Consider the following 25,809-nt stretch of genomic DNA (forward strand, 5'->3'; position numbering starts at 1 on the left):
TCATGAAGAAAATTAGAAAAGCTGTCATTCCTGCGGCAGGCTATGGAACAGGCTTCTTGCCAGCAACTAAAGCCTTTGCCAAGGAAATGCTCCCGATTGTAGATAAGCCTATTATTCAGTTTATTGTGGAAGAAGCTATTGCGTCTGGTATCGAGGAAATCTTGATTATTACGGGTAGAACCAAACGTCCCATCGAGGACCATTTTGACTCCAATATTGAATTGGAAGACAACCTCCGCTCAAAAGGCAAGGCTGATTTGCTTAAATTAGTAGAGGGGACTACCCAGGCTAATCTCTTCTTCGTTCGCCAATCCTATCCAAAGGGCTTAGGAGATGCGATTTTAGCGGCTAAGGCCTTTGTGGCGGATGAGCCTTTTGTAGTGATGCTAGGCGATAATATCATGACGGGTGAAAAACCTGTCACTCGCCAACTCATGGACCTTTATCAAGAGACCCAGACGGCCAATGTAGCCATTATGGAGGTTTCTGATGAGGAAGCTGAACAAATGGGGATTGTTGAATTAGGCAAAGAAGTATCCAGTCAAGTCGGCTTGCCTGTTCATCACATTGACAATATGGTGGAGAAACCAAAGGCTAGCGAACTCAAGAGTCACATGGCTATTGCAGGACGTTATGTCTTGCCACCTGAAATCTTCAATCTCTTGGAAGACCTACCTGTAGGTAAGGAAGACGAGGTTCAGTTGACGGATGCCCTTAATAAGCTCAATCAGACCCAGCGAGTGCTAGCGGTCCAATGCCAAGGCAACCGACATGATGTCGGCAACAAAATGGGTTACATGCGCTATATGGTTGAATATGGTCTAAACCATCCTGAAACGGAATTAGGTCTAAAAGCCTACATCAAGCGTTTGGCAATAGAACTAGATAAATGATAACAAAGGCTGGGATAAGAGTCCCGGCCTTTTTTGATGTCAGTGCGATGAATGTGACTAGCCTCTTGTTGAAAGGGCTTGTATTTTATGATATTATTGCTAAACATTTTGCGCACTTTCTTTCATCTTCTAGATGAAAAACAATAAGTATCAATTTTCATTGTGAAAAGCATAGAATTTTTAGGTAAGAGGTGCTATAATGGGTTAATGTTGTTACTAAGCCCTTGGCTTTTCCTGTAAGGAGGATACTCTGTTGTGACCACGAAAGATCGTGATTTAAAAAAATTTTTAATATGTATGGTTGACTTGATGGGTGTCATATTAGTAGGCCTATTTTTAACCCAGAGTAGTTCACCTCGATTCCATATTGATATAGAAGATGTTAATACCATGCTGCTGATCCATATAGCGGCTTTTTATATGTCAAGCCAGTTTAACTCCTTGTTTGATAGGGGTTATCTAGAGCAACTCAAATCAGTCATCATATATTCTTTGTATTTTCTTGTTGGTATTACCATGATGGTCTTTATGTCAAAAAGTCATTTCTATATTCCTCGGACTGCATCCCTGGTTTTTGTCGCTTTGAATGGACTTTTGGTTTTTGCTATTCATTCGAGTATTAAGTACTATTACCAACACCTCTATCCAACTCTCAAATATTCACGTAAGGTTCTGTTAGTTACTACTTCCGATCGATTAGATATCATCGCTGAACGATTTAAGGTAAGTCAAGGTTGGGGTGGTCAGATTAGTGCGATTGCGCTACTAGATGATCCTCAAGAAATTGCTTTGCCTGATATTTTTAAAGGTAAGCATCTAGTCACGGTTGATGAAATGGAATGCTATGCTAGGCAAAATGTTGTTGATGAGGTTTTCCTCAATTTGTCTCGTGATTTCGATGAGCAGATTTCAGACTACCTTTTGCTCTTCCAATCCATGGGAATTATAGTAAGCCTTAATATTTCGGCCTTTGAGATTCCTCTCAATTCGGATCGCCGAGTCCGCAAGTTAGGTAAATTTAGTGTCTTAACTTTCTCTACTAAATTCTATGATTACGAGTGGATGGTAATTAAGCGACTACTGGACATCCTAGGTGCCTTAGTTGGCCTTGTCCTGACCTTTTTAATAGGGTTAGTGCTAGTGCCTTTGATCAAGCTAGAATCCAAGGGCCCAGCTATCTTCGCACAAAACCGTGTAGGTCGTAATGGACGGGTCTTTAAGTTCTATAAATTCCGCTCCATGTATGCTGATGCTGAAGAGCGCAAGAAGGAATTGGAACAATACAATCAGATGAAGGGCCTCATGTTCAAATTAGAAGATGACCCACGTATTACAAAAATCGGTCGCTTTATTCGCCGGACTAGTTTAGATGAGCTGCCGCAGTTCTATAATGTTCTGATTGGTGATATGAGTCTAATCGGCACCCGGCCACCGACTGAGAGTGAGTTCAAAGCCTATTCTGCTGGCCACAAAAAACGCCTTAAGTTACGGCCCGGTATTACCGGCCTCTGGCAAGTAAGTGGCCGTAGTGATATTACTGACTTTGAGGAAGTCGTGCGGTTAGACGCCGAATATATCGATAACTGGTCCTTGTGGTTAGATGTCAAAATTCTCATTAAAACCATACAAATTGTCCTACTTGGTAAGGGCGCTCGCTAAGTTGCGATAGGAAAAGATCAGCTTTTGCTGGTCTTTTTCTTTTAGAATAGATAGTCATTCAGATAACTCGTGTTCTTGCCCAGTTTCAGTTGACAAGATTATCTGGGAGCTTATCTATACAAAAATTTTCTCCCTTGCCCAACTTATGGTATAATAAGTCGAATACAAGAGAAAGGTGAGGAGAAGATGTTAGAATGGTTTAATCAATTCTTAGCGGACAAGCCCTTGGTTCGGCTCCTAGATATTGCCATTGTCTGGTACATTATCTATCGTGTCTTGCTCTATGCACGTAATACTCGAGCAATGAACTTGTTAAAAGGGGTCGGCATGATTCTGGCCGCAAAATTTATTGCCTCTATTGTTGGCCTGCAGACCATTGACTGGTTGTTACAACAAATCATTTCCTGGGGTGTGGTGGCCGTGGTCATCCTCTTCCAACCAGAATTACGTAGAGCTCTAGAATCAATTGGCCGTACGGTTAGTTCTCGCTCACGAAAGGGATTGGAGCATGATCCGACTGCTCGATTGATTCAAGACTTAGACAAGAGTATTTGGTACATGTCGCGGCGGAAAATCGGGGCGCTGATTTCCATCGAACGAGAAAATAGTCTGAATGAATACATCCAAACAGGGATTCCTATGGATTCAGCTATTTCCCATCAGCTCTTAGTTAATATCTTCATCCCCAATACGCCACTTCATGATGGGGCCGTTATTATCGCGGGCCATCGCGTGGCAGCAGCTGCCTGCTATCTGCCTTTATCTGGTAGTCAGGCCATTCCTAAGGAATTAGGGACGCGCCATCGGGCGGCTATCGGTCTGTCAGAAGTAACAGATGCGGTGACCTTGATTGTCTCGGAAGAGACAGGTGGGGTTAGCTTGGCCATGAGAGACCATTTGCACCGGGATGTAGATTCTAAGGAGCTCAAGGAGCTCTTAAAACGATATTTAAGTAGAGACGACCAAGGCGATAATGCTGAGTCTAATCGTAACCGCCTGGTTAATGAGCTCTTGTCATTCTTTAACAAGCAGAAAGGTGGTGCCGCATGAATAAGTTTTGGAATAGTCGTTGGTATGACAATAAATGGTTCTTGCGGATTGCTTCTCTAGTCTTTGCGGTCTTCCTCTATGGTATGGTACAGGCAAGTAGCCCCTCAGTGACTAGCCTATCTAATTTGCAGCAAGTAGTCAGTGTGGATACAACCGAGACCATCTCCAATGTGCCAGTTAAATTAGGTAAGCACGACGACGATATTTTCGTCAGCCAACTGCAAGAAACCGTGACCGTTACCCTAACGGGTCCTAAGAATATCGTTTCTTCCCTAGCTAGTGGCAATTTAGTTGTCCAAACCGAAGATCTAACCGGTATTGAGACAGGGCAACAAACCCTCAAATTAGAAATTCCTGGCTTGCCAGACAGTGTTAAATATCAGATTAACCCATCGCGGGTAGTCGTCCAGGTTGCAAGACGTAAGACCGTGACTGTACCAGTAGAATACGAAATAGAAGAAGGTACCATTGCCTCTGGTATGGAAGTTGGAAATGTGACGCTCAATCCAAGTCAAGTTGAGTTGACGGGCAATGAGGAAAATATCAATAAGGTGAAACGCGCCTACATCCGCATAGGCAATACTACTGCTCACAACCGGACCTTTACCGGTAAGTTCAAACTCCAGGTAGTGGATGCTGACAACAAACTCTTGGACGTCAATGCCAATGTTAGCGAAGTAGAAGCACATGTTGAGCTTAACGCACAACAGCGTAAGACGGTTAACTTAGTGGTGGCCGCGCAAGGCGAATCCAATAGCTTTCGTTACCAATATCAACTGGTTGATGCTAGTCAAATTGCCCTTCAAGGATCGGCTTCAGTATTAGAAAACATCCGTAATATTAAGGTCAATGTAGACGTCAGCAACTTGACCTCTAGTGCCACACTCAAAGGTCAGTTAGAACTGCCAGAGGGTGTCACCGCCAATCTTTCAGGCCCCGTTTCAGTTGCTGTGACGGTCACCCCAATCACAACGGATACCAGTGATACTACCAGTAGCACACCTGCCGCTAGCTCCAGCAGTGCGGTGGAAGAAGCCCCAACAACCCCCAATCAAAATGGTGGCAACGCCAATCCGGGTGTGACAGAAGACAATAACGCCAATCCTGGCGCTCAAGGTGTCGAATAAGCATCGAACACCTTTAGATTAGCTCATAATAAGAAGGAGAAAACAAACACAATGGGAAAATACTTTGGAACTGACGGCGTTCGCGGCGTCGCTAATACGGAATTAACACCGGAGTTAGCCTTTAAACTGGGCCGGTGCGGGGGTTACGTTTTAATGCAACATGCACCAGAACAGGCGCATCCACGCGTCTTGGTGGCACGCGACACCCGGATTTCTGGCCAATTACTGGAGCAAGCTTTAGTAGCCGGCCTTTTATCAGTAGGGATTGAGGTTATGCAATTAGGCGTCATCTCGACGCCAGCAGTAGCCTACCTGACCCGTACGCAGAATGCGGCAGCAGGGGTTATGATTTCTGCTTCCCACAACCCAGCCTTGGATAATGGGATTAAATTCTTTGGTTCTGACGGTTTCAAACTTTCTGATCAACAGGAAGAAGAAATCGAAGCCTTAATTGATGCACCAGAAGATACCTTGCCACGGCCAAGTACCGACGGTCTTGGTACCATCGATGAGTTCCCTGAAGGGGCCATCAAATACTTGCAGTTCCTGCAATCGACTATTTCGGGTGATTTGGAAGGTATTCGTGTCTGCATCGATGCAGCTAACGGGGCAACAGCACCTCTGGTTAACCAACTCTTCGCTGATTTAGAGACCGACTTCTACACCATGGGTGACCGTCCTAACGGCATTAACATTAACGATGGCGTAGGTTCTACTCATCCAGAAGGTCTGCAAGCCTTCGTCAAAGAAAAAGGCGCCATGGTTGGTTTGGCCTTCGATGGTGATGGCGACCGTCTGATTGCAGTAGATGAGAATGGTGAATTGGTTGACGGTGACAAAATTATGTTCATCTGTGGCCAACACCTTAAATCTAAAGGCCGCCTAGAAAAAGACACCATCGTATCGACGGTTATGTCCAACATTGGCTTCCACAAGGCCATTGAAGAACATGGCATGGTCGCACTGAAAGCCCAAGTGGGTGACCGTTACGTAGTAGAAGCCATGCGTGAAGGTGGTTATGTCCTTGGGGGCGAACAATCTGGCCACATCGTCTTCCTTAACTTGAATACAACTGGGGATGGCCTCTTAAGTGCCGTTCAACTCCTAGCCGTAATGAAGGAAACAGGTAAGAGCCTGTCTGAATTAGCGGCTCAAGTGACCATCTTCCCCCAAAAACTAGTTAACATTCGCGTACGAGACAAACACACCGTTATGGATGAGCCTGCTGTTAAGGCAGTGATTGAAGCGGTTGAAGCTGAAATGAACGGTGACGGACGTATCTTGGTTCGTCCAAGTGGGACTGAGCCTCTCTTACGGGTTATGGCAGAAGCCTCAACCGACGAGAAGGTTTCCCGCTATGTGGATACCATTGCCGATGTCATTCGTGCTGAACGCGGAATCGAATAAGCCTAGTATTAGGTTGGGACCTTAGGGTGCCAACCTTTCTTGTTGTTATTGGCTAGCTCGATTGAAAAATCAGCGGATAAGGGCTATAATGTCCAATGACGATCATGCAATAGTAAAGTGCGGAAGGAGCCAATTATGACGGAATTAAAAAGCAAGAAAGACCGGACCCAGGACTGGCTCCAAGCGCATTTGGGACATCTGAGCCTGCGCTGCCATCACTGCCATCAGGCTTTGAGCCTGGAGGATTATAGTTTGGTTTGTCCTCAGGGACACCGAGTAGATAGCCATAAACAAGGCACCTATTTTTTGAGCAATAAGTCAGTTGATGACCATTATGACCGGAAACTTTTTCAGGCAAGACGGCGGTTTATACAAGAATCTGCTTATTACGCTCCCTTGCAGGACCTGCTAAACCAATTAGTAAGCGACCATCAAGCAAGCCTAGGACAATCAGACTCGCCTTATCGCATCCTAGATGCAGGTTCGGGAGAAGGGAGTCACTTGGCCTGGCTCTTAGCTCAAGACTCTAACCACCGGATTGGACTTGGTGTGGATTTGGCGCGAGCAGGTATTGCACTGGCTACCGATTTTAATGGGCAACAACTTAATCTAGTAGGGGACCTAGCTCAGTTACCAATTGGCGACCATAGCATCGAGGGCCTATTGTCCATCTTATCGCCTTCCAATTATCAGGAATTCGACCGGGTCTTGGCTCCGGGCGGTCGGGTCTTCAAGGTTATTCCAAATTGCGGATATTTGGCAGAAATCCGCCGGGCCTTAGGGCAAGAAACTGTCAAGCAAACTTACGACAACCAGGCAACCCGACAAGTCTTTGAAAGCCACTACCGTCACCATCAAGCCTATCTAGTGCAGGAAAAGCGTCTGCTCACAGACCAAGCCAAGGCTGACTTAGTCTCCATGACGCCTTTGACTTGGCATCTAGATGCAAGTCAGGCTAGCCAATTAGTGGAGTCTCTACCGGATGAATTCCTACTCGATCTGACGGTCTTAGTAGGCTGGAAGGAATAAGGATTTACTTAAGGAGTTAGCTTGAGAGAGCTAGCTCCTTTTTCTATGGCATCTAGTCGCGTATTAGCTTAGGTTTCTAGTAGCCGAAGGGGCTTCAAATATGATAAAATGAAGGGTGTGAGTATCAGGAGGTGGGTTGCATGGTCGCGGATGATTTTATCGATGATTGGCAATTATTTTTGGCACCCTATGAGCAGGCAGTGGATGAGCTTAAGCTCAAACTTAAAAACCTGCGCAAGGAGTTTCGTATCGAGCATCGTCGGGCGCCTATCGAGTTTGTGACCGGACGGGTCAAAACGCGGGAGAGCATCTTAGAGAAAATGGAAGTACGCAAGATTGCGCCAGAAGATTTTTTAGTAGGGGTACAGGATATTGCCGGTGTTCGGATCATGTGTCAGTTCGTAGAAGATATCTATGAAGTGGCCAATATTTTGAAGAATCGTCAGGACTTCAAGGTCCTCTTAATTCGCGATTATATTCAAAACCGTAAGCCAAGCGGTTATCGCTCCTATCATATGGTTTTGGAGTATCCTGTCCAGCTGGCTTCCGGCGAAGTCAAGCAACTCATTGTTGAGGTTCAGATTCGGACCTTGGCCATGAACTTCTGGGCAACCATTGAGCACTCGCTCAACTACAAATACCAAGGCGAATACCCACAAGAAATCTTAGAACGGCTAGAGCGCGCCTCCGAGGCAGCCTTTCGCCTGGACGAAGAGATGTCGGAGATTCGCGATGAGATTCGTGAAGCGCTCTTGCTCTTCGACAAACGCTAAGGAAGGACGGTTGACGGATGAAACAAGCAATCATGATTTATACCAATCAACAGCCCCAATCCTTAGAAATTGAGGCCAGTCTCAAGGATAAATTGGAGCTTGCAGGCTTCCGATTGGTGGAACCTGGCCAGGTGCCTGATTACCTGATTACCATTGGCGGTGATGGCACGCTCCTAGCGGCCTTCCACGATTATCAGGACTGGTTGGATTGTGTCATCTTTATCGGGATTCACACCGGCCATCTGGGTTTCTATGCCGATTGGCTTCCACATGAAATTGACGAGTTAGTCGACAGTTTGGCTCGTTCTGGCGGGCAAGGCCATGTTAGCTATCCTTTACTTAAGGTAGAGGCTGCTTGCAAAGATGGCAAAACACATGAATGGTTAGCTCTAAATGAATGTTCCTTAAGGACTATGGCTGGCACCATGGTGGCCGAGATTCAGATTAACGAGAAGTTCTTTGCGACCTTCCGTGGTGATGGTCTCTGTATTGCAACACCAACCGGGTCCACCGGCCTTAACAAGTCACTAGGTGGGGCTGTCATGCATCCGCGCGTAGACGCCTTGCAACTAACAGAGATGGCTGCCCTTAATAATCGGGTCTATCGAACGCTAGGTGCACCTATGATTATTCCGCGTGATGAATACCTAACCTTGCTAATTCAAGAAGAAGCTCAGACCATGCTCATGATTGACCATCTCACTTGCGAGACTAAGGGCATCCAGTCAGTCAAATTCCAGTTGGCTGATACACGGATTAAGTTTGCCAGCTTCCGCCACACCCATTTCTGGGACCGCGTAGAGAATTCCTTTATCGGCCATAAGCAGGAACGAGATGCAAAAATCAAGCACTAACAAGTCAGCAAATAGAAAAAGAGGGAAACACATGCGTTTTAACCTACAAGTAATCATCAAATTCAGTCTTTTAGGACTAACAAGCTTGAGCCTAGCAGCTTGTAATTTAGGACCAGAGGCGAGTCAGCCTTCAAACAGCTCCGTGGCTAATGTGCCGGCTTCAGAAGTTGATCAAAAGGTCGAGATTCCTGAAGATACTAATATCGCGACCATGTCTGAATCTGATAAGGCGAGTTTTTACGCTAGTTTAGATCAAATTACCTTAGATACGAGCGAGGGCCATAAGGCCTCCAATTATTCCAACTTTAAGGAGATTATAAGCGAACAGGATTATAACGACTTAATCTTGTCAACGGCAGATGGGGCTAAGATTATCTATCTGGGCTTTGACGAGTGTCCTTACTGCCACGCCTTCTCTCCTAAGTTAAACCAACTGGCCAAGGAAAAGGGCGTGACCGTTTATTACTACAATACGCGTAAACACGCAAACGACAGTAACTTCGAATCTGCTATGCAAGTCTATGGTGTGAATAAAGTGCCTAATGCCTTTATTGTTAAAGGGGGCAAGCCAGGAATCAATGTTAACCACGCTAGTAAGATGGCGGAGCTAGAAGCTTTTATCAATGAGGCGGCGAAATAAGCGTGGTTCAGTTTCAATGGCACTATGAGGGGGACCATCCAGTACGGATTAAGGACTACCTTAAGCATCTGGGCATCCCTCGCAAGTTCGTATCACATGTCAAATTCGAAGGCGGTAACATCTTACTGAACGGACAAGAAGTCAATGTCCTTGCCAAATTAGAAGCAGGCGATGTCCTGACCTTGGTGGCGGCCGACGAGGGCACACATGAGACGGTGCCACCTTCACATGTTCCCATCCAGGTCATCTACGAAGATCGGGACCTACTGATTGTCAATAAGCCGACAGACGTTGTCTCCATCCCTTCCAAACGGATTCCGGATTCCGCCATGGCCAATCGGGTTAAAGGCTATTATCAGCGCCAAGGCTACGCAGACCAGGTCATCCATATTGTCACCCGTTTGGACCGCCAGACCACCGGCCTTATGTTGATAGCTAAGCACCGTTTGGCTCACGCCATGTTGGATAAGCAGGTCCAAGGTGGACAAGTTGAGAAGTATTATTTGGCCATTTCAACAAAATCAGACTGGCCGGCTCACGGCGTCATTGATCGCCCTATTGCGCGCACAGAAGATTCGATTATCACGCGTCGGGTCCATGAAAGTGGCCAGCGGGCAGTCACCGAATATTGGCTTAAGCAAGGTTTTGCTGACAGCAGTCTACTCAAGCTTCGCCTTCACACCGGTCGTACCCACCAGATTCGGGTTCATATGCAGGATGCAGGTGGGGTCCTAGTCGGAGATGACCTCTATGGTGGCCCGCATTTGGAAGCGATTAGTCGCCAGGCCCTACACTGCGGTGAACTACGTCTCACCCAGCCTTTCACTGGCCAGCGCCTAGTCCTATCGGCCCCTCTACCTGAGGATATGGCTGCTTGGCTAGCCAAGAGGGAAAGTAACTTATAACAAAAAGAGAGCTCGATCATTGACGAATCGAGCTCTTTTCTTATAGAAAAAGGTTGGAGTTAACTTCAACCTTACTTAGTGTATACGGTAGCTTCGAATGCGGTAGCCACGTCGCTCTAATTGCTTGACCAATTGATTAAACTCAACGGGGTCCAGACTGCTTGGCAGAACATAGAGAATCTGGCCCTTGGTATCCATATCGGTTTTCTCCAGGGTGGTAGCAGAGATAATGTCGCTAAAGCGATTGATTAACTTGCTGACTTGAGCCAGTTCCCCACGGCTCCCCAAGGTCTCAACCGATAGGGCAAAGCCTGCATTCGGCATGGCCCAGGCTTGAGCTAGCCACTGCAACATGGTGTTATGGCGAATAATACCGCTGAAGCGATTGTCACGATCCAGAACAGCTACGTAAGGTAGGTCATTGAGGGTAAAGACCATATGATAGAAGGAGTCCTGCTCGTGCACTACGCGAGTCGTGTTTTTGAGGAAATGGGTGACCGGCAGGCGACTCAAATCTTCATCAGGGTGATGATAGGCATATTGATAGATGTGATAGCGATAGAGATTACCGCGGTAGAGGGTCTGGGTGGCATCTAGGACGGGCACACAGCGTAGTCCCTGATCTTCTAATAAATCCAAGGCGCTTGCGCAGTTATCGGCTTCGGTTAGATAGGTAATCTGCTGTTTAGGGACGACTAGTTGTTCAATCATAGCGACACTCCTTTCTGGGGAACTTTTGCCCCCTAAAATGGGGCCCAATCTCATATAGTGTATCAAAAATAAGGAAAGAACACAATGTTTTCTCATGGATATCTCATATAATATTAAAAATATCTAAAAGAAAACGCATTATTGGTCCCTAGCTCTTGCAATTTGCATCATTTTTACCTATTATTAAACTTAACATTATATTGTAAAAGCAAAAGGAGATTGACGACAATGGACCCCTCGGGGAATTTAAGTACACAAATCTTATTAATCTTAGTACTGACCTTTATTAATGCGATTTTCTCGGCATCAGAGATTGCCTTCGTCTCGCTCAACCAACAAAAGATGACCCAACTGGCGGAATCAGGCAATGTCAAAGCCCAACGCGTAATGAAATTGTTGGATAAGTCGGACGACTTTTTGGCTACCATTCAAGTTGCCATCACCTTAGCAGGTTTCTTCTCTAGTGCGTCGGCTGCAACTACCTTTGCAGATCGAATTATGACTTGGTTGCCAAGTTTGCCGGGCGGAAAAGCAGTCGCGATTTTGATTGTCACCTTTGTTTTATCTTATTTAACCCTGGTTTTAGGGGAACTTTATCCTAAGCAGGTCGCCCTTCAGATGCCTGAAGAGATTGCCTTAGGCACGGCGGGCTTTATCTCTGTTACTCAGTGGTTAGCCAAGCCTTTTGTGGGCTTGCTGACGGCTTCAACAGGGCTTTTGAAGCGATTGACGCCAATTGATTTTACCAAAGAAGAAGAAAAATTCACCCGTAGTGAGATGAAGGCCCTCTTGGCCAACAGCCGTAACGATGGGGCCATTGACACGGATGAGTTTGCCATGATGCAGGGCGTGCTATCGCTTGATAGTAAGTTGGCCCGTGAGGTCATGGTGCCTCGGACAGACACCCAGATGATTGATATTGAAGATCCGCTAGAAGAAAATATCAATGCCTTATTAGATAGTCCTTTCTCGCGGATTCCACTCTATGAAGGGGATAAGGACAATGTGATTGGTGTGATTCATGTTAAAAACCTCTTACGTGCCTCACGCCAACATGGATTTGATAACTTAGACTTACGTGAGATTGCCAATGAGCCAATGTTTGTGCCCGATACCATCTACACAGATGACCTACTTTTAGAGTTCCGTCGCGAACAAACCCATTTGGCCATCCTTAAGGATGAATATGGCGGTGTCGAAGGGATTGTCACCCTAGAAGACTTAATTGAAGAAATTGTCGGGGAAATCGAAGACGAGTCCGACATCAATAGCGAGTCCTTCCAGGCCATTGACGAGACCCACTGGGAAGTTGACGGCGGGGTTACCCTAGATAAGTTTAATGCGACCTTCAATGAGTCGGTGCGATCAGAGGACGTGGAAACCATTGCCGGCCTCATGATTCAAATTATCGGCTATGTGCCAGATGATGATGAGCGTTTGTCGGTGCGGGTTAATGACTATGTCCTGACCACCACTCAAATTGAAAATGGCCGTATTCGTTGGGTGCTGCTGACACTAGATGCAGAGCGCACACTGGCAGCTGATTTTGACTACCAAGACTTCGAAGAAGAAGAATTTGGTGACGAAGAAAACGAAGAAAACTAGACTTTTAAAGAGGTAGAGACGGAGCATCTCTGCCTCTTCTGCTATAGAATTCGAGAGGGAGGAAAGAATATGATTATCTTAATTATGGGGGCGTCTCATACAGGCAAAACCCTGCTCGCGCAGAGACTATTGGAAAAATATCATTATCCCTACCTATCCATCGACCATCTAAAAATGGGCTTGATTCGGAGTGGCCATAGTCCCCATCATGCCATGACGGATGATCAGACCTTGACCGAATTTCTCTGGCCGATTGTGCGGGAGATGATTAAAACAGCCATTGAGAATGGGCAAAATTTGATAGTAGAAGGCTGCTATATCCCGTTTGATTGGGCCAAGGATTTTGAAGCAGACGAACTTAGCCAGATTAAGTATTATTGCCTAATCATGAGTGAGGATTATATTAGAAAGCACTTTGCCGATATCAAAGCACATGCCAATGCTATTGAGCAAAGGATAGATGACACTTGGTGTACCCTGGACAGCGTCTTGCGGGACAATGCAAGGCAGCTCGCTCAGGCTAAGCAAGCGGGCGCCAACTATCTTCTGATTCAAGACGGTTACCAGGTAGAAATCGACTTATAAAAGCTATGGGGTACTGCTGACGTGGTGCCTTTTACTGTGTCTTGCTTTCGCTAAACTCGCAATGTTTGAAGGCGGTCTTTATGACATACCCCTAGGCTTCGGCCTGGGGGTCTTTTTTATTTGCATTCAACTATTGCAAAAAATGCAATGGTTGACTTGGCTTCTATTTACGGTTTTTGGTCTAAAAGTATATTTTCATGTCGAAAAAAAGCCACCTAAACGAGAACACGAGGTAACCTTCGAAATCAGCCTCTGGTTGTTCAAGCTCAAGTGGCGCATCAAGTGGGAAGCGTAAGCTTCCTACACCCCTCCGGGGGTCATGCTTAGTATATCATAAAAAACAGTGAAAATGAAGAACTTCAAGGTCGAATTCAAAATAGAGCGCACGAAGCCAGATTGGAAAGCGCTAATCGGACGGATTATCATCATCGGCGCTTTGTGGCTAACCTTTAAGTAGGAGATGACAACAATGTGTACGGCAGACTAGCAGGAAAGACTAACTAATTGTCACGCAAAGTCTTTTATCTCAAGTGGGTAAGCGACCTATAAAATCTGACCCCATTTTGACCCCTGAAATTTAGAAAGAGGTCAGAATGGGGTCTTTTTTTTGCGCAATATGAATAATAGGAATAACGTAAAATAGCCAATGCTATTTATTCGGCATTTATGGTATACTATAGGTAGATAAATGTGGGAAGGAGATGAGGCCATGCATGCTATGATTAACGCGGAAGAAGTCTTACGACGTCTGAAGAATCAGACCATTAACTATGACAAGGTCTTACGCAAAATGATTGTTAAATGGGAGGCCCAGGAAGACAAGCCAACCATCCTCTTGCATTCTTGTTGTGCGCCTTGTTCGACTTCCACCCTCGAATTTCTCTGCCAACACGCGGAGGTGACCATCTTCTTCTCCAACTCCAATATTCATCCTAAGTCTGAGTATCAACGCCGAGCCCATGAGCAGAAGCGTTTCATTGACCAATTCAATGAACGGACTGGCCATCAGGCGGGCTTTATTGAAGATGAATATCGGCCAGAAGTCTTTACGCGTATGGTCATGTTCCATCAATTGGCTGAAGAAGAAGAGGGGGGCGAGCGTTGCTCGGCTTGCTTTAATATGCGACTAGACCGGGTAGCGCAAGTGGCCCAAGAATTGGGCTTTGACTACTTTGGTTCGGCTCTGACCCTATCCCCTAAGAAAAACAGTCAGCTCATTAATGAATTGGGGCTAGAGGTTCAACAACTCTATGACGTTAACTACTTACCAAGTGATTTTAAGAAGAATAAAGGCTATGAGCGCTCAATCGTCATGTGCCGCGAATACGATGTCTATCGCCAGTGTTACTGTGGTTGTGTCTTTGCAGCCAAGCAGCAAGGGGTGGACTTACGGGAGGTGAATAAGGAAGCCTTGGCTTATCTCAAGGATAAGCACGAGAATTGGGACAAGATTTCATTTAACTTTGGCAGGGGTGAGGCGAAGGAGGCCAAAGAAAACCATGATTAAGATATTTGGTGGCGTGGTGGACAACCACTTGCCACGCGTGGAGACCAATCGCCTAGTCCTGCGTAAGCGGACCTTGGCGGATGCGGAAGACATGTTTGCCTACGCCCACTTGGATACCGTGGCTCAGGCGGCGGGCTTCCCACGCATTCGGAGTCTAGAACAAGAAATTACCTACTTTACCCAAGTTTTTCCTCAAGAAATGAGTTATCGCAGGGTGCCGATTGGTTACGGCATTACCCTCAAGGGCATTGACCGAGTGATTGGCTCCATTGATTTTATTGATCGTCTGGGGCCAGATATCTTAGAGATTGGCTATGTCCTACATCCTACTTATTGGGGGCGGGGCATTGTACCGGAAGCTGTTTCGGCCTTTATCGAGGTGGCTTTTGGCTTATTGAATCTCTATAAATTAGAGGCGTCCTGCTATAGCAGTAATGAACAGAGTCAGTCAGTCTTACGAAAATGTGGCTTTTCCCTAGAAGCATGTTTGCGGGGCAGACATCAGTTGGATGATGTCCGTATCGATGATTTACGTTATGGCCTACTCAAATCGGACTGGGCTCGTCGTCGCGAGCGCGCTTCTTATGCATAGGCTAAAATGGAACCGGTACTGTCTGGTGGTGCGTTACCAGACAGGAAAACCAGGCTAGAGTTCAAGCTCTAGCCTGGTTTTTGTCTTTCGGGACAGAGGGTAGAAAGCGCTTGTCGATAGCCCTAATCATTGCGTATAATAGAAGTAATTAGCAACTTATGTCAGCTTAGAAAATACTATTTCTCGTCACTAGCAAAAGGAGGTAATGCTATGACCACTCAGCCCCTCACTCTGGCCTATATCGGCAATGGCAAGAGTACCAACCGCTATCACCTACCCTTTGTCGATCAACTGCCCCATTTGTTTCGGGTCAAAAGCGTCTATGTTCGGCACTTTAATTTTGCTTGGCCTAAGCGTCAAGGTATCCACTATAGTCAAGACTTAGCGGCTATTTTAGCAGACCCTGAAGTGGACTTAGTAGTCATCACGACGCCCTTGGACTCCCACTATGACTATATTAAACAAGCTCTCCTAGCAGGCAAACACGTTCTGTGTGAGAAGCCCTTTTTAGCGACCGCCCAAGAGGCGCGCGAGCTCTTTGGCTTGGCGGAAGCATTAGGCCTACACCTAGAGTGCTATCAAAATCGTCGCTATGATTCGGACTACCTCACTAGCCTAGCGGTCATCGAGTCGGGCAAGTTGGGTGATTTGCTGGAAGTTGAAATGCACTTTGATTACTATCGACCAGAAGTTCCGCAAGGGCAGGAAACCTTTACTCTCAATTCGAGTTTTCTCTACAGTCACGCATGCCACACCTTAGATCAAGTGATTGCCTATTTTGGTCGACCTGACCGGGTGGTCTACGATGTTCGATCTCTTTTAGGCCCCAATCGTATGAATGACTACTTCGACCTGGATCTCTATTATGGTCCCCTCAAGGTTTCCGTGAAATCCTCCTACTTCCGCCTAGAAGAACGACCTTCCTTCCAACTTTATGGCAGTAAGGGCTCCTTTATCAAGGCTAGCAAGGACCGCCAGGAGGAAGATCTCAAGGCCTTCTATATGCCAGACCAGCCTGATTTTGGTTTGGATAGGCCAGAGCACTACGGCATTCTGTCTAGTCTCAATCAAGAGGGGCGCCTAGTCCGACAAGCCATTCAGAGCCAAAGGGGCGATTATGGCCGCGTCTATCAGGCCCTCTATGCCACGCTCAGAGAAGGTGCTCCCCGTCGCGTTAAACCGCAAGAGACCTTGCTGCAGTTAGAAATACTAGAGGCTGGTATTGCCAGTCTGAAGGCCAGTTGGCAAGCAGCACCTTAGTATTCAGCAAATGACTTAATTCAAGAAAAGGAGTTGTCGCCCATGGCCAACTTTATCTGGGACCTGGACGGGACCCTCATTAATTCCTATCCCCATACCCTAGAGGCGCTAGCCGAAACCTATCAAGACTTCGGACTCAGTTTCGATCGAGACATGGTAGCATCCTATATTATTGATTATTCCATCCGCGACCTCATCGCTAATCTGGTGGCATCAGGCCAGGTGGACCGCGACCCTTTTGTGGCCAGACTTAAACAAGCGACCGCTGCTCGGGACGAGCAGATTGGTCCCATGGAAGGGGCAGATGTCACCCTAGCTGGCTTGAAGCAAGCAGGCCATCGCCACTTTGTCTACACCCATAAGGACAAGGCAGCCTTCCAAGTTCTGGAACGATTGGGGTGGACTGACTATTTCGATGAAGTCATTACCATTGAAGCAGGATTTAAGCGCAAGCCTGACCCTCAAGGGGTGCACTATCTCTTAGCTAAATATCAATTGGATCCGGCTCAAACCTACTATGTTGGTGACCGCGACCTAGATATTGAGTTTGCCCTGGCTGCCGGTGTAGGAAGCATTAACTTTATCGGAGCAAAGACTGGTCAGCAACGCGTCATGACGCAGTTAAAGGATATTCTGGATTGGTTCGCGCCTAGTGATGGCCCCGTCACACCGGAATTTCAGGCTAAGTTAGCGGCCTCTTTGTCAGCCCGTTTAACACCCTTGGACCATCTATCGCTTAACGCGGTTTTCCGGGCCGACTTACCTCAGTACCAGCGGCGCTATTTCGTCAAGGTGTATGCGGAAGCAGACAAGTTTAAGCGGGATAAGCTAGGTCTTCTGGCAATCTGGCCCGATTGGTATGTTGCGGATTTGGTCTTAGAAGGGCGCCATGTTCTCGTTCAGGACTGGCAGGAACTAGCCCCAGTGGTGGCGCCAAGCCTTGAAGATTTAGGTAAGCTAGGTGAGCTCCTAGCCCAAACACATTTGAAGCTAGCGCCTTTAGCTGATCACTTGCGACGTCAACCGCCTCTCAGTCAGCAAGTAACCAGCTGGCATCAGGATTTACTAGGTAGCTCTGAAGCGGCAAGGCTAGCACCCCTCTATGATTTTTTCCAAGCTCGCTTTGAGCAAATCGATGCGGAGTATGCCAGTCTTCCGCAAGCGGTTCTGCATGGAGACTACTCTTGGCGTAACCTCAAACGTAGAGGGGATGAGTGGGCGGTCATTGACTTTGAGCGCCTTGTGGTCGATATTCCCTGGCGTGAATTAGGTAAGCTCTGGTTACGTGAAGTCAAGTCGACAGAAGAACGCCAAGCCTTTCTAGCAGGCTACCGCAAGATTCTGCCCCTGCAAGAACCAAGCCCCTTGCTAGATGCCTGTCTCTCCTTCCAATTGGCCCAAGGCATCTACCGCTATGTCCTCAAGGTCGATGACCGAGAGTTCCGTCAGATGGCGGATGAGGTGATTGAGGATGTTCAAGCCTGGTGCGTGAGTCAAGGATTGGATATGAGTAATTAATTTTTTACCACAGCTCTCAATTTTTTGCTATAATATTCACTAGAAGAGGTGATAGTATGCGTAGGAGATTTCAAGAATTTGCGGCTCGCCGTAATAAGACTCGCTATGTCTTAGCGGGACTCTTAGTCGGGGTCTTGGTCGGGCTGATTGTGTCGGCCTTCCGCTTCCTGATAGGTTTCGTCCTGTCTTGGGTGGTATCGGCTTATCAGGCCATGCAGGCCAACCCTTGGCTGATTTTGCCTTATATTGCGGGGACCATAGTGCTAGGCTATGTTCTGGGGCTGATTGTCCGAAGTGAACCCTATATCAAGGGGAGCGGGATTCCACAGGTAGAGCTCCAGCTTCAAGGGCATCTAAGCCTTAACTGGTGGTCTATTCTCTGGAAGAAATTTGTGGCAGGCGGTATTGCTATTGGGTCCGGACTCTTCCTAGGCCGTGAAGGGCCCTCTATTCAATTGGGATCAGCAGTCGGTCAAGGGGTCGCCAAGGTAACCAAGAGTAATCGTGTCCAAGAAAATATCCTGATTTCCAGTGGGGCAGGGGCCGGCCTAGCGGCGGCCTTTAATGCCCCTATTGCGGGCTTGCTCTTCGTCTTGGAGGAGGTCCACCATAGTTTCAGTCCGACTGTTGCCTTGACGACTTTGACGGCAACGGTGACGGCCAACTTTATTTCCCTTCATGCTTTTGGCAATCATCCAGCTCTTGATTTAGGCAATCATCTTAAATTCCCAGTCGCCTATTATGGCTATTTGGTAGTCTTGGGGATTTTCTTAGCACTTTTTGGCTGGTGCTACCAACGCGTCACCTTTGCTTTGCCAAGGCTTTATGCAAAATTAGTGCCTTGGGTTAAACCACCATTTTATGGCATTGTGGCTGGCTTGCTGATTATTCCAATTGGCATAGTCGCACCCCATATTCTAGGTGGAGGTGGTGAGCTCATCTTAGAATTAGCTCACACTAAGACGCCACTCTTAGTGCTAGCCCTTATTCTTCTGGTCCGTTTTGTATTTTCCATGGTTTCTTATGGGACTGGCCTGCAAGGTGGGATTTTCCTGCCTATCTTGTCCCTAGGTGCCTTGGTAGGTGCCTTATACGGTCAGTTCATTATCAATATTACCGGCATGGATCAGGAACTCTTGCTCTGCTTCATTTTCTTCGCTATGGCAGGGGGCTTTGCAGCCATCGGTAAAGCCCCACTAACGGCTTTACTTCTAGTTAGCGAAATGGTAGGCGGCCTCAACCAACTCATGCCGCTAGCGGTAGTGGTCTTATCAGCTTTTCTTCTTGCAGAAGCCCTTAAGATGCCACCAATTTATGAGGCATTAGCTGAAAAAATGCTGCACCAAGAGGACCTAGCCAAGACAGGTCGACGGACAACCTTTGAAGTGCCAATTTTCGTTGATAGCCCATTGGTAGGCCAAAAGGTAGCCGCTATTAAGTGGCCTGAAGATGTCTTAATCGCTACTATCCGTCGAGGTGAGAAGGAATACATTACCAAAGGCAAAATGGTCCTGCAAGCAGGCGATATTCTAATTGCGTTGACGGACGAAGGCATTGTAGGCCATATGCATCAAGCTATGAACCAACTAGCTATGCCAGCGCAAGATTCATGATAATAAAAAGGCTGAGACAGCGTCTCAGCCTTTTTGTTAGTTTTGCATTTGGCGTTTAGAGTAAAACCACCCGATTAAAATCACTAGGGCGCAGAGTAAACTGAAAACCAAAGTAGTTTGAAGGGAAGAAATCAAACTCCCACCAATGACCAGAGCAGCCCCGATAATCCCCATCACTGGAGCAAAGAGACTGGTCAGACGATTGCTAGCCAAGCCCTCCCGATTGAGTTTGATGACGCGAAGATAGAGGATGATGTAGAAGATGTAGTTGAAGACAATAGTAATTTCGCTGACATCGCCCTTGCCCATAATCCCGAATTTTTGTGTTAGGTAATGAATCAAGAGCCAAACTAGCGTAATAGCAGTAAAGAGGATGGCGGAAGGTACGGATACCTGATATTTAGGGTGAATCTCTTCCAAGCGACCTTTTGGTAACATGCCTTTTTCAGCATAGGCCTGTGGTAGACGCATCCCAGCTAAGAGGAGGCCGTTGAGAACCCCTAGCATGGAGATAATCACCACGACTAGGATTAGGTTGCCAGCGCGTTCACCTAAGAGTGAAGTAAGGGCGTAGGTGATGGCTTGGTCACCAGTTGATAGCACGAAAGTTGCCCCCAGAATGCGGACCATGCCATAGAAGAAGAGCAAGTAAGTCAAGAGAATAATGAGCGGTCCAATAATGAAGGCACGAATCAAATCACGTTTTGGATGTTTGAGCTCGGGTGCAATAGTCACGACATAGTTCCAACCTTCATAGGTGAAGGCCAGAGGAACTAGGGCCGATAGCCAACCTAAGCCCACATTGCTCGGTTCAATTGCGGAAATACTAGCCGGAAGATTTGGCGCGGGTGCTGACCAGAAGAGACCAGCAAAGACAATCAGGGCCAAGGGCACCATCTTGACGAACATGGTTAAGGTTTGGAAGTAACCCCCGAGGACACGAGAGAGGACATTCAAGGCCATGAAGAAGAGGGTATAGGCCATACCTAAGAGCACTTGCTGACCTAGGTTAAGGTCAAGATTGAAGAGTATGCCGGTGTAGATGGCAGAAGCCCAAGACACAACAGCAACCACACTTGGAATCATGACGAAGGCTAAGAACCAACCATAGCCAGTCGCTAAGCGAGAAGAAATAAAGCGGTCTAAGTAAGCCACAACCCCACCACTTGAAGTCTCTAACTTAGCAAATTCTGACAAGGATAGGGAACCAAAGACGATATTGCTGGCCCCAATGGATAGGACTAGTAAGCCTAAGGCTAGGCTACCACCCGTATAGGTCAGGATGTCATCAGCCTTGAAGTAAATCCCCGAACCGACCACAATCCCAATAATCATCGCTACAGCTGTTAAGAGGCCGTAGGCTTTTTTTGGTTGATTCATATATAATACCTCCTAATATCAAAGATGAATTACTCTACATTATACGCTTTTAGACCTTGGCGCACAAGAAGAATTTGAATAAAGTGGCAAAAAAATGAGAATTGGATGAGTCCTACTCGGTTCAGAGCGTTTTTTATACTGGAAATATGTGTAAAATCTACTATAAATATGACAAAAGTCCCTTAGTGATTAATCAGCACATAGAGAAGGTAGCAAAATAAGATAGTAAAATATTTGCTAGGCGCTTACAATTATATTAGGTAAGTATGATTACTTTTATGAGGAGGAGAGGCGTATGGAGCTCCAAAGCCAAACGCTTATCGGACATTTTGTCTGCAATCATCAACAGTTTTACTTAGACCGGCTGACCAATAGACAGACGGGAAAGACCTATGCATTAAGTGAGAGTGAGCCCTTTGTCATCCATTGGCAGGAGGGGGGGCAACTAGCCGCTAGCCAGATGCAAGCTCAGCTTGAGAAGGAGACCGCAGAAGCCATTCAGGTAGATTACCAAGGTGACCTAGCGCGAGTCAAGGTAATCTATGAGCTAATAGACGGTTACCTCAAATGCAAGGTTAGCCTCTTAGAGGCTAAACAGACGATTAATTTCCTAGATTTATCGGCCATGACCTTCCAGGAGGATGCCAAGTTTTATCCACCAAAGGAACAAGAGGCAATTCCTGAGATGGCAGGATTTAGTGGTTACTATGTGGCCTGTGGCCAGCCAGTCTACGCCAATAGTTTCTTCTTAGGGATGGAATTTCCCCTTGCAGAGAACCACCTAGAAGAAGGGCGCTATTGGTCCCGCTACTATCTAGGGCGAAAGGTGACTTCAGACCAACCAGTGAATTTACATGCGACGGTTATAGGGTCAGCAGCAAGCCCTGAATTTTCAAGCATCCAACAAGCCTTTTTCGCTTATATCGATAGCATTGCATTACCAAATCGCTTCCGCCTACAATATAATTCCTGGTACGACCATATGCTGGACATCGACGAGGACAAGATTATGACTTCCTTTGCTGCCATACGAGCAGGTTTCAGTGATTATGGGGTGCCACTGGATACCTATGTGGTGGATGACGGCTGGGCCAATTATGAGAGCTTTTGGGAATTCAACGAGAAATTTCCGCTTGGCCTCTCACGTATCAAGGACCAAGTAGCTAGCTATGGCGGACAGCTTGGCCTTTGGATGGGGCCGCGGGGTGGCTATGGTGGCACGCAGCTGACCATGAGCAATTGGCTCAAGGCTCATCCAGAATTAGGACTAGGGACTAAAAATGAGCGGACTCAAGACGTCAATGTGGGCGACCCGGCCTATTTGGATGCCTTAGAAGCTAAGCTTCTAGCCTATCAGGACCAGTATGACCTGTCTTATTGGAAGCTAGACGGCTTTTTGATTGAGCCTGCTCAGGATGATGCCTCTGGTCCCCATGGCATGCACCAGATGACCGCAACCTACGAACGTTTGATTAAGCTTTTCCAGAACTTACGGTCCGCCTATCGTCAAAAACATGCCCAAGACCATGATGAAAAAGGGACGCAGCGGGACCTATGGCTGAATTTAACCTCTTATGTCAATCCAAGCCCTTGGTGGCTAGCCTATGTCAATAGCCTTTGGATTCAAGTTTCTCAGGATACAGGCTACGATTCACTTGGGGAGACCGATTTGGCTCGCATGATGACCTATCGGGATGATCGTTATCACGCCTTCATTACCGAGCGATGTATCCAAGTGCCACAGAAATATTTCTATAACCATGAGCCAATCTTTGCTCATCGGGCAACTGCAGGCCTCTTAGACCATCCTATCCAGGCCAGTGTCAGTGAATTCCGTGACTACCTTTACTTTATTGGGACGCGCGGCAATGCCTTTTGGGAGTGCTATTACTCCTACGATCTCTTCGATCATGAGCGTTGGCGTGCTAATGCCGAGGCCATTCGCTGGGTACAGGATAACTATGACGATTGCCTTAAGAATAGTCGCTTTATCGGCCATAAGCCGGCTGACCATACGGGGCTGTATGGCTATCGCTGCTTGAGCGATGACGGACGGCGCGTCATTCTGTCACTACGCAACCCAACAAGTCAGCCACAAACCTATGTCTTAGGGGATGGCGAACTCCAGACCCTCATGCAAGTTGCAGGTCGCGCTGTCTTAGAAAGGACGGAAAAGCGTATCTGGCAAGCTACTTTAGCGCCTCAGGAATTAGTCATCTATCAACTAACTTATGCCGATCCCATGATTGGGTCAAGAACTTAGAATGAAAAAATCCGCACTGATTGAGTGCGGATTTTTGTATGTCATCATACTCTCGGCTAACGATAACGTCGACGCCATTCCATAGGCGTCATACCCTTGACACGTTTGAAGGCCGAAGAAAAGTTGAACTGATTGCTGTAGCCGATTTGCTCAGCAATGTCGCGAATGGAACGATTAGTCGAAGCCAAGAGCTCGCAGGATTGGTTGATACGATAGGTCAAAATGAACTGCGAAGGTGTCATTTGGAGCTCTTGCTTGAAGAGACGGGTAAAGTAATTGCGGTTGAGGTGGCAGATGTCTGCCAGTTGATCCACGCTGGGGTTGTCCATATAGTGGTCCTGGATATAGTGGATGGCTTCTCTAATATAGAAGGAATGAATCTCGTTAGGACGCTGCTGAGGACTGTGCTTGGAGAAGCGAATCAGATGATCAACTAAGAGATAGAGCTGAGCAATCAGAAAGGACTCATGCTGGGAGTGGTTGCGGATGATGGTCTCCAAGGTGTCTTTGATACTAGAGATAATCATGGGCTTATGAGGCGTAAAGATCAGGTTGTTAGCATTCAAACCTGCTTGGCGCATGAAATTAGCAGCCTTGAGTCCGTTGAACTCAATCCAACAATAGGTCCAGGGATCGTCTTGGTCGGCAGTATAGGAACAGACCGTGTTAGGGGGCATGAGAAAGCCTTGGCCTGGTCCCAGTTGAATGGCCTCGTGCTTCTCATTCTCAAGAAAGCTCCCCCGCCCCGACAAGATGTAGTGGAAGAGGTAATTATGGGTCAGGGTGGGCCCATAATGATGCCAGGGGTCACACTTCTCCTTGCCAAACTGAATGGGGTAGAGATCAACAGAAGATATATTATGGAAAACGTAAAACTCTTGCTCGGACATGGATATCACCTCGTCTGATAGAAGTTATAATACTATTATAATGCTAGTTAGCTTGGATAGTCAATTTAGATATGTTGTGTATATAATGAAAATTTGTGTAGCTAAGTTAGAATTGGAGACGCGAATGGAGAAGCCGAATATTCTCATATCTATGAGTTGGCTTAGGCTTAACCAATGCTGAGACGGTGACAAGTGTTCTCGACTAGTAAAGGTCATAGTAGGGATATAAACAGAAGTTTTGTAGTAAATATAGTGGGACGAAACATTTAAAATCCGAAAGTCAGCAGAAAGTTGACAAAATACAAGATGTGAATAGATGAAATGTTGATTTATCAGGTTTTTATCGGGTGTATAGGGTTAAATCTAGCGAGAAGGAAAAGGGAGAAAGCTTTACCAAGCTTTGAGAACTTTGGTATAATGATGCCATATTAATAGTCTATTAATTAAAGTCCTAACGGCATTAGGTTGGTTAGGGCAGACTGTGAGGTATGGAAAATGACGGAAGAAGTCAAGCAAAACCATCAACCAGGCTTTGAGAAATATATGAAGATCTATACGGCTTTGAGGCTGATAACCCTCGTGACAGGGATTTATATGTTAAAACTCCCAGTCATATGGTTAGTATACTTAGGCCGTCTGCTAGCCTTTTATTGGTTGATGACAGGTTGGAAAACCAATGATGGCCGACGTTTCAACTATGGCTTTATCCTAGATACTATCTTGTCAGTACTTGAACTTTCGGTTTGGGTGGTAGGGCTACTTGTGGCGTGGCCATACGTAATTTTGGCATTATCCTATGCGCCAATGTTTTTGATTTTTATAACTCCAATTATAGTGTGGACAGTGCTTTTTATAGCCAAGCTTCGCTTTGGTTCAGACTAATAGGGTCTATATGGCGGATAAAGGCGCAGAGATTAGTTGAATTTATAGGTATAGGAGTGATTTGATTGATGGACGAAGCTAAAAAGACTAGCAAATCCGAATTTAACCAATACATGACTGCTTACACGGCTTTGCGAGTATTAACGCTGATAACAGGATTAATTTTATTGTCGTTCCCATTTGTATTTTGGTTTGTATACTTTGGGCGCATATTGGCTTTCTGTTGGTTGATGGTAGCGTGGAAAGACTATGATGAATCAAAGTTAAAAAATGGCTACCGTTTGGACCTGATTTTGACAATCGCAGAATTTGTTTTGTGTCTTATTTCATTCTCATATTTCCCATTATTCCAATTTGCTTTATATGTAAGCAATGGGCTTGTCCTGATACTATTGATAATCCCTATCATAATCTGGCTAGCGCTTCTGAGCGCCAAGAACCGCTTCGAGGAAGCCAAGGATGCCTGGCTATATGAAATGGAAATTAAGAGGTTCAACCGTCAATTGCAAGATTAGTAAGGGGGCCTAATAACAGAATAAATCGAGAAAGATAACTAAGCAGGCTTCGAAGGATTCATGGTCTTATATACTGTTTTAAGAATTTATTTATCGTACTAGTTCTCTTTATATTAGAGTTATCGCCAGTCTACATACAGTGCTGTCTTGC

Annotated in this window: 23 protein-coding genes; 20 read left to right on the plus strand and 3 right to left on the minus strand. The window is 46.3% G+C overall.

The genetic code is table 11. From position 1 onward, the window contains the following. The first annotated feature begins 2 nt into the window (after positions 1–2). The 10 genes from galU to HMPREF3093_RS06840 all read left to right on the plus strand — a co-directional run bounded on the left by galU (position 3) and on the right by HMPREF3093_RS06840 (position 10,337). Positions 3–893, plus strand: a complete 891-nt coding sequence (gene galU / locus HMPREF3093_RS06795; RefSeq protein WP_070756241.1) for a UTP--glucose-1-phosphate uridylyltransferase GalU — start codon at positions 3–5, stop codon at positions 891–893. A gap of 309 nt (positions 894–1,202) precedes the next feature. Next, on the plus strand, positions 1,203–2,552 hold the full coding sequence (locus HMPREF3093_RS06800; RefSeq protein WP_257244566.1) for a sugar transferase: 1,350 nt from the start codon (positions 1,203–1,205) through the stop codon (positions 2,550–2,552). A 186-nt stretch (positions 2,553–2,738) separates the two neighbouring features. Next, positions 2,739–3,602, plus strand: coding sequence for a diadenylate cyclase CdaA (gene cdaA / locus HMPREF3093_RS06805; protein ID WP_070756242.1), 864 nt, complete (start codon positions 2,739–2,741; stop codon positions 3,600–3,602). Then, on the plus strand, positions 3,599–4,729 hold the full coding sequence (locus HMPREF3093_RS06810) for a CdaR family protein (protein WP_070756243.1): 1,131 nt from the start codon (positions 3,599–3,601) through the stop codon (positions 4,727–4,729). The genes cdaA and HMPREF3093_RS06810 overlap by 4 nt, the downstream gene beginning before the upstream one ends. Positions 4,730–4,780: 51 nt before the next feature. Continuing rightward, positions 4,781–6,136, plus strand: coding sequence for a phosphoglucosamine mutase (gene glmM / locus HMPREF3093_RS06815; RefSeq protein ID WP_070756244.1), 1,356 nt, complete (start codon positions 4,781–4,783; stop codon positions 6,134–6,136). Between the two features lie 135 nt (positions 6,137–6,271). Continuing rightward, positions 6,272–7,165: a methyltransferase domain-containing protein gene (locus HMPREF3093_RS06820; protein ID WP_070756245.1), complete on the plus strand. Its 894-nt coding sequence runs from the start codon at positions 6,272–6,274 to the stop codon at positions 7,163–7,165. Positions 7,166–7,305: 140 nt separating this feature from the next. Further along, positions 7,306–7,938: a GTP pyrophosphokinase gene (locus tag HMPREF3093_RS06825; protein WP_070756246.1), complete on the plus strand. Its 633-nt coding sequence runs from the start codon at positions 7,306–7,308 to the stop codon at positions 7,936–7,938. Between the two features lie 17 nt (positions 7,939–7,955). Continuing rightward, positions 7,956–8,792, plus strand: coding sequence for an NAD kinase (locus HMPREF3093_RS06830; protein ID WP_070756247.1), 837 nt, complete (start codon positions 7,956–7,958; stop codon positions 8,790–8,792). A gap of 31 nt (positions 8,793–8,823) precedes the next feature. Continuing rightward, positions 8,824–9,432 carry a thioredoxin family protein gene (locus tag HMPREF3093_RS06835; RefSeq protein ID WP_070756248.1) on the plus strand — a complete coding sequence of 203 codons (609 nt, stop codon included), beginning with the start codon at positions 8,824–8,826 and terminating at the stop codon, positions 9,430–9,432. 2 nt (positions 9,433–9,434) lie between these two features. Then, positions 9,435–10,337: an RluA family pseudouridine synthase gene (locus tag HMPREF3093_RS06840; RefSeq protein ID WP_070756249.1), complete on the plus strand. Its 903-nt coding sequence runs from the start codon at positions 9,435–9,437 to the stop codon at positions 10,335–10,337. 75 nt (positions 10,338–10,412) lie between these two features. Here the strand turns inward: HMPREF3093_RS06840 and cbpA are convergent, their stop codons facing one another. Continuing rightward, complete coding sequence (gene cbpA, locus HMPREF3093_RS06845) at positions 10,413–11,048, minus strand: cyclic di-AMP binding protein CbpA (RefSeq protein WP_070756250.1); 636 nt, start codon at positions 11,046–11,048, stop codon at positions 10,413–10,415. 228 nt (positions 11,049–11,276) lie between these two features. Here cbpA and HMPREF3093_RS06850 point away from each other — a divergent pair, with 228 nt between their 5' ends. The 7 genes from HMPREF3093_RS06850 (at position 11,277) to HMPREF3093_RS06885 (ending at position 19,728) form a co-directional block, all read left to right on the plus strand. Continuing rightward, on the plus strand, positions 11,277–12,653 hold the full coding sequence (locus tag HMPREF3093_RS06850) for a hemolysin family protein (RefSeq protein ID WP_070756251.1): 1,377 nt from the start codon (positions 11,277–11,279) through the stop codon (positions 12,651–12,653). A gap of 69 nt (positions 12,654–12,722) precedes the next feature. Next, complete coding sequence (locus HMPREF3093_RS06855) at positions 12,723–13,238, plus strand: ATP-binding protein (RefSeq protein ID WP_070756252.1); 516 nt, start codon at positions 12,723–12,725, stop codon at positions 13,236–13,238. Between the two features lie 718 nt (positions 13,239–13,956). Beyond that, the gene (locus HMPREF3093_RS06865; protein WP_083316316.1) at positions 13,957–14,745 is read left to right on the plus strand and encodes an epoxyqueuosine reductase QueH; all 789 of its coding nucleotides are present in this window, start codon (positions 13,957–13,959) and stop codon (positions 14,743–14,745) included. Beyond that, positions 14,738–15,337: a GNAT family N-acetyltransferase gene (locus HMPREF3093_RS06870; protein WP_070756255.1), complete on the plus strand. Its 600-nt coding sequence runs from the start codon at positions 14,738–14,740 to the stop codon at positions 15,335–15,337. Before HMPREF3093_RS06865 ends, HMPREF3093_RS06870 begins: the two co-directional genes overlap by 8 nt. 210 nt (positions 15,338–15,547) lie before the next feature. Continuing rightward, positions 15,548–16,597 carry a Gfo/Idh/MocA family oxidoreductase gene (locus tag HMPREF3093_RS06875; RefSeq protein WP_070756256.1) on the plus strand — a complete coding sequence of 350 codons (1,050 nt, stop codon included), beginning with the start codon at positions 15,548–15,550 and terminating at the stop codon, positions 16,595–16,597. A gap of 42 nt (positions 16,598–16,639) precedes the next feature. Then, positions 16,640–18,115 carry an HAD-IA family hydrolase gene (locus HMPREF3093_RS06880; RefSeq protein WP_070756257.1) on the plus strand — a complete coding sequence of 492 codons (1,476 nt, stop codon included), beginning with the start codon at positions 16,640–16,642 and terminating at the stop codon, positions 18,113–18,115. Between the two features lie 56 nt (positions 18,116–18,171). Beyond that, positions 18,172–19,728 carry a ClC family H(+)/Cl(-) exchange transporter gene (locus HMPREF3093_RS06885; protein ID WP_070756258.1) on the plus strand — a complete coding sequence of 519 codons (1,557 nt, stop codon included), beginning with the start codon at positions 18,172–18,174 and terminating at the stop codon, positions 19,726–19,728. A 36-nt stretch (positions 19,729–19,764) separates the two neighbouring features. On the opposite strand, the gene HMPREF3093_RS06890 is transcribed toward HMPREF3093_RS06885, so the two are convergent. Continuing rightward, complete coding sequence (locus HMPREF3093_RS06890) at positions 19,765–21,108, minus strand: APC family permease (RefSeq protein ID WP_070756259.1); 1,344 nt, start codon at positions 21,106–21,108, stop codon at positions 19,765–19,767. A 295-nt stretch (positions 21,109–21,403) separates the two neighbouring features. Between HMPREF3093_RS06890 and HMPREF3093_RS06895 the strand changes: the two genes are divergently transcribed. Continuing rightward, on the plus strand, positions 21,404–23,371 hold the full coding sequence (locus HMPREF3093_RS06895) for an alpha-galactosidase (RefSeq protein WP_070756260.1): 1,968 nt from the start codon (positions 21,404–21,406) through the stop codon (positions 23,369–23,371). A 56-nt stretch (positions 23,372–23,427) separates the two neighbouring features. Here the strand turns inward: HMPREF3093_RS06895 and HMPREF3093_RS06900 are convergent, their stop codons facing one another. Beyond that, entirely contained in the window at positions 23,428–24,261 is an 834-nt protein-coding gene (locus tag HMPREF3093_RS06900; RefSeq protein ID WP_070756261.1) for an AraC family transcriptional regulator, read from the minus strand. A 495-nt stretch (positions 24,262–24,756) separates the two neighbouring features. Between HMPREF3093_RS06900 and HMPREF3093_RS06905 the strand changes: the two genes are divergently transcribed. Beyond that, entirely contained in the window at positions 24,757–25,143 is a 387-nt protein-coding gene (locus tag HMPREF3093_RS06905) for a hypothetical protein (protein WP_070756262.1), read from the plus strand. 68 nt (positions 25,144–25,211) lie between these two features. Beyond that, positions 25,212–25,658 carry a hypothetical protein gene (locus HMPREF3093_RS06910; protein ID WP_070756263.1) on the plus strand — a complete coding sequence of 149 codons (447 nt, stop codon included), beginning with the start codon at positions 25,212–25,214 and terminating at the stop codon, positions 25,656–25,658. Positions 25,659–25,809 lie beyond the last annotated feature (151 nt).

Source organism: Abiotrophia sp. HMSC24B09 (assembly GCF_001815865.1).
Classification (GTDB): domain Bacteria; phylum Bacillota; class Bacilli; order Lactobacillales; family Aerococcaceae; genus Abiotrophia.

Bases quoted from the DNA above. Each gene is read 5' to 3' on its own strand.
- galU (WP_070756241.1), top strand. From the start codon at position 3: ATGAAGAAAATTAGAAAAGCTGTCATTCCTGCGGCAGGCTATGGAACA.
- HMPREF3093_RS06800 (WP_257244566.1), top strand. From the start codon at position 1,203: ATGGGTGTCATATTAGTAGGCCTATTTTTAACCCAGAGTAGTTCACCT.
- cdaA (WP_070756242.1), top strand. From the start codon at position 2,739: ATGTTAGAATGGTTTAATCAATTCTTAGCGGACAAGCCCTTGGTTCGG.
- HMPREF3093_RS06810 (WP_070756243.1), top strand. From the start codon at position 3,599: ATGAATAAGTTTTGGAATAGTCGTTGGTATGACAATAAATGGTTCTTG.
- glmM (WP_070756244.1), top strand. From the start codon at position 4,781: ATGGGAAAATACTTTGGAACTGACGGCGTTCGCGGCGTCGCTAATACG.
- HMPREF3093_RS06820 (WP_070756245.1), top strand. From the start codon at position 6,272: ATGACGGAATTAAAAAGCAAGAAAGACCGGACCCAGGACTGGCTCCAA.
- HMPREF3093_RS06825 (WP_070756246.1), top strand. From the start codon at position 7,306: ATGGTCGCGGATGATTTTATCGATGATTGGCAATTATTTTTGGCACCC.
- HMPREF3093_RS06830 (WP_070756247.1), top strand. From the start codon at position 7,956: ATGAAACAAGCAATCATGATTTATACCAATCAACAGCCCCAATCCTTA.
- HMPREF3093_RS06835 (WP_070756248.1), top strand. From the start codon at position 8,824: ATGCGTTTTAACCTACAAGTAATCATCAAATTCAGTCTTTTAGGACTA.
- cbpA (WP_070756250.1), bottom strand. From the start codon at position 11,048: ATGATTGAACAACTAGTCGTCCCTAAACAGCAGATTACCTATCTAACC.
- HMPREF3093_RS06850 (WP_070756251.1), top strand. From the start codon at position 11,277: ATGGACCCCTCGGGGAATTTAAGTACACAAATCTTATTAATCTTAGTA.
- HMPREF3093_RS06855 (WP_070756252.1), top strand. From the start codon at position 12,723: ATGATTATCTTAATTATGGGGGCGTCTCATACAGGCAAAACCCTGCTC.
- HMPREF3093_RS06865 (WP_083316316.1), top strand. From the start codon at position 13,957: ATGATTAACGCGGAAGAAGTCTTACGACGTCTGAAGAATCAGACCATT.
- HMPREF3093_RS06870 (WP_070756255.1), top strand. From the start codon at position 14,738: ATGATTAAGATATTTGGTGGCGTGGTGGACAACCACTTGCCACGCGTG.
- HMPREF3093_RS06875 (WP_070756256.1), top strand. From the start codon at position 15,548: ATGACCACTCAGCCCCTCACTCTGGCCTATATCGGCAATGGCAAGAGT.
- HMPREF3093_RS06880 (WP_070756257.1), top strand. From the start codon at position 16,640: ATGGCCAACTTTATCTGGGACCTGGACGGGACCCTCATTAATTCCTAT.
- HMPREF3093_RS06885 (WP_070756258.1), top strand. From the start codon at position 18,172: ATGCGTAGGAGATTTCAAGAATTTGCGGCTCGCCGTAATAAGACTCGC.
- HMPREF3093_RS06890 (WP_070756259.1), bottom strand. From the start codon at position 21,108: ATGAATCAACCAAAAAAAGCCTACGGCCTCTTAACAGCTGTAGCGATG.
- HMPREF3093_RS06895 (WP_070756260.1), top strand. From the start codon at position 21,404: ATGGAGCTCCAAAGCCAAACGCTTATCGGACATTTTGTCTGCAATCAT.
- HMPREF3093_RS06900 (WP_070756261.1), bottom strand. From the start codon at position 24,261: ATGTCCGAGCAAGAGTTTTACGTTTTCCATAATATATCTTCTGTTGAT.
- HMPREF3093_RS06905 (WP_070756262.1), top strand. From the start codon at position 24,757: ATGACGGAAGAAGTCAAGCAAAACCATCAACCAGGCTTTGAGAAATAT.
- HMPREF3093_RS06910 (WP_070756263.1), top strand. From the start codon at position 25,212: ATGGACGAAGCTAAAAAGACTAGCAAATCCGAATTTAACCAATACATG.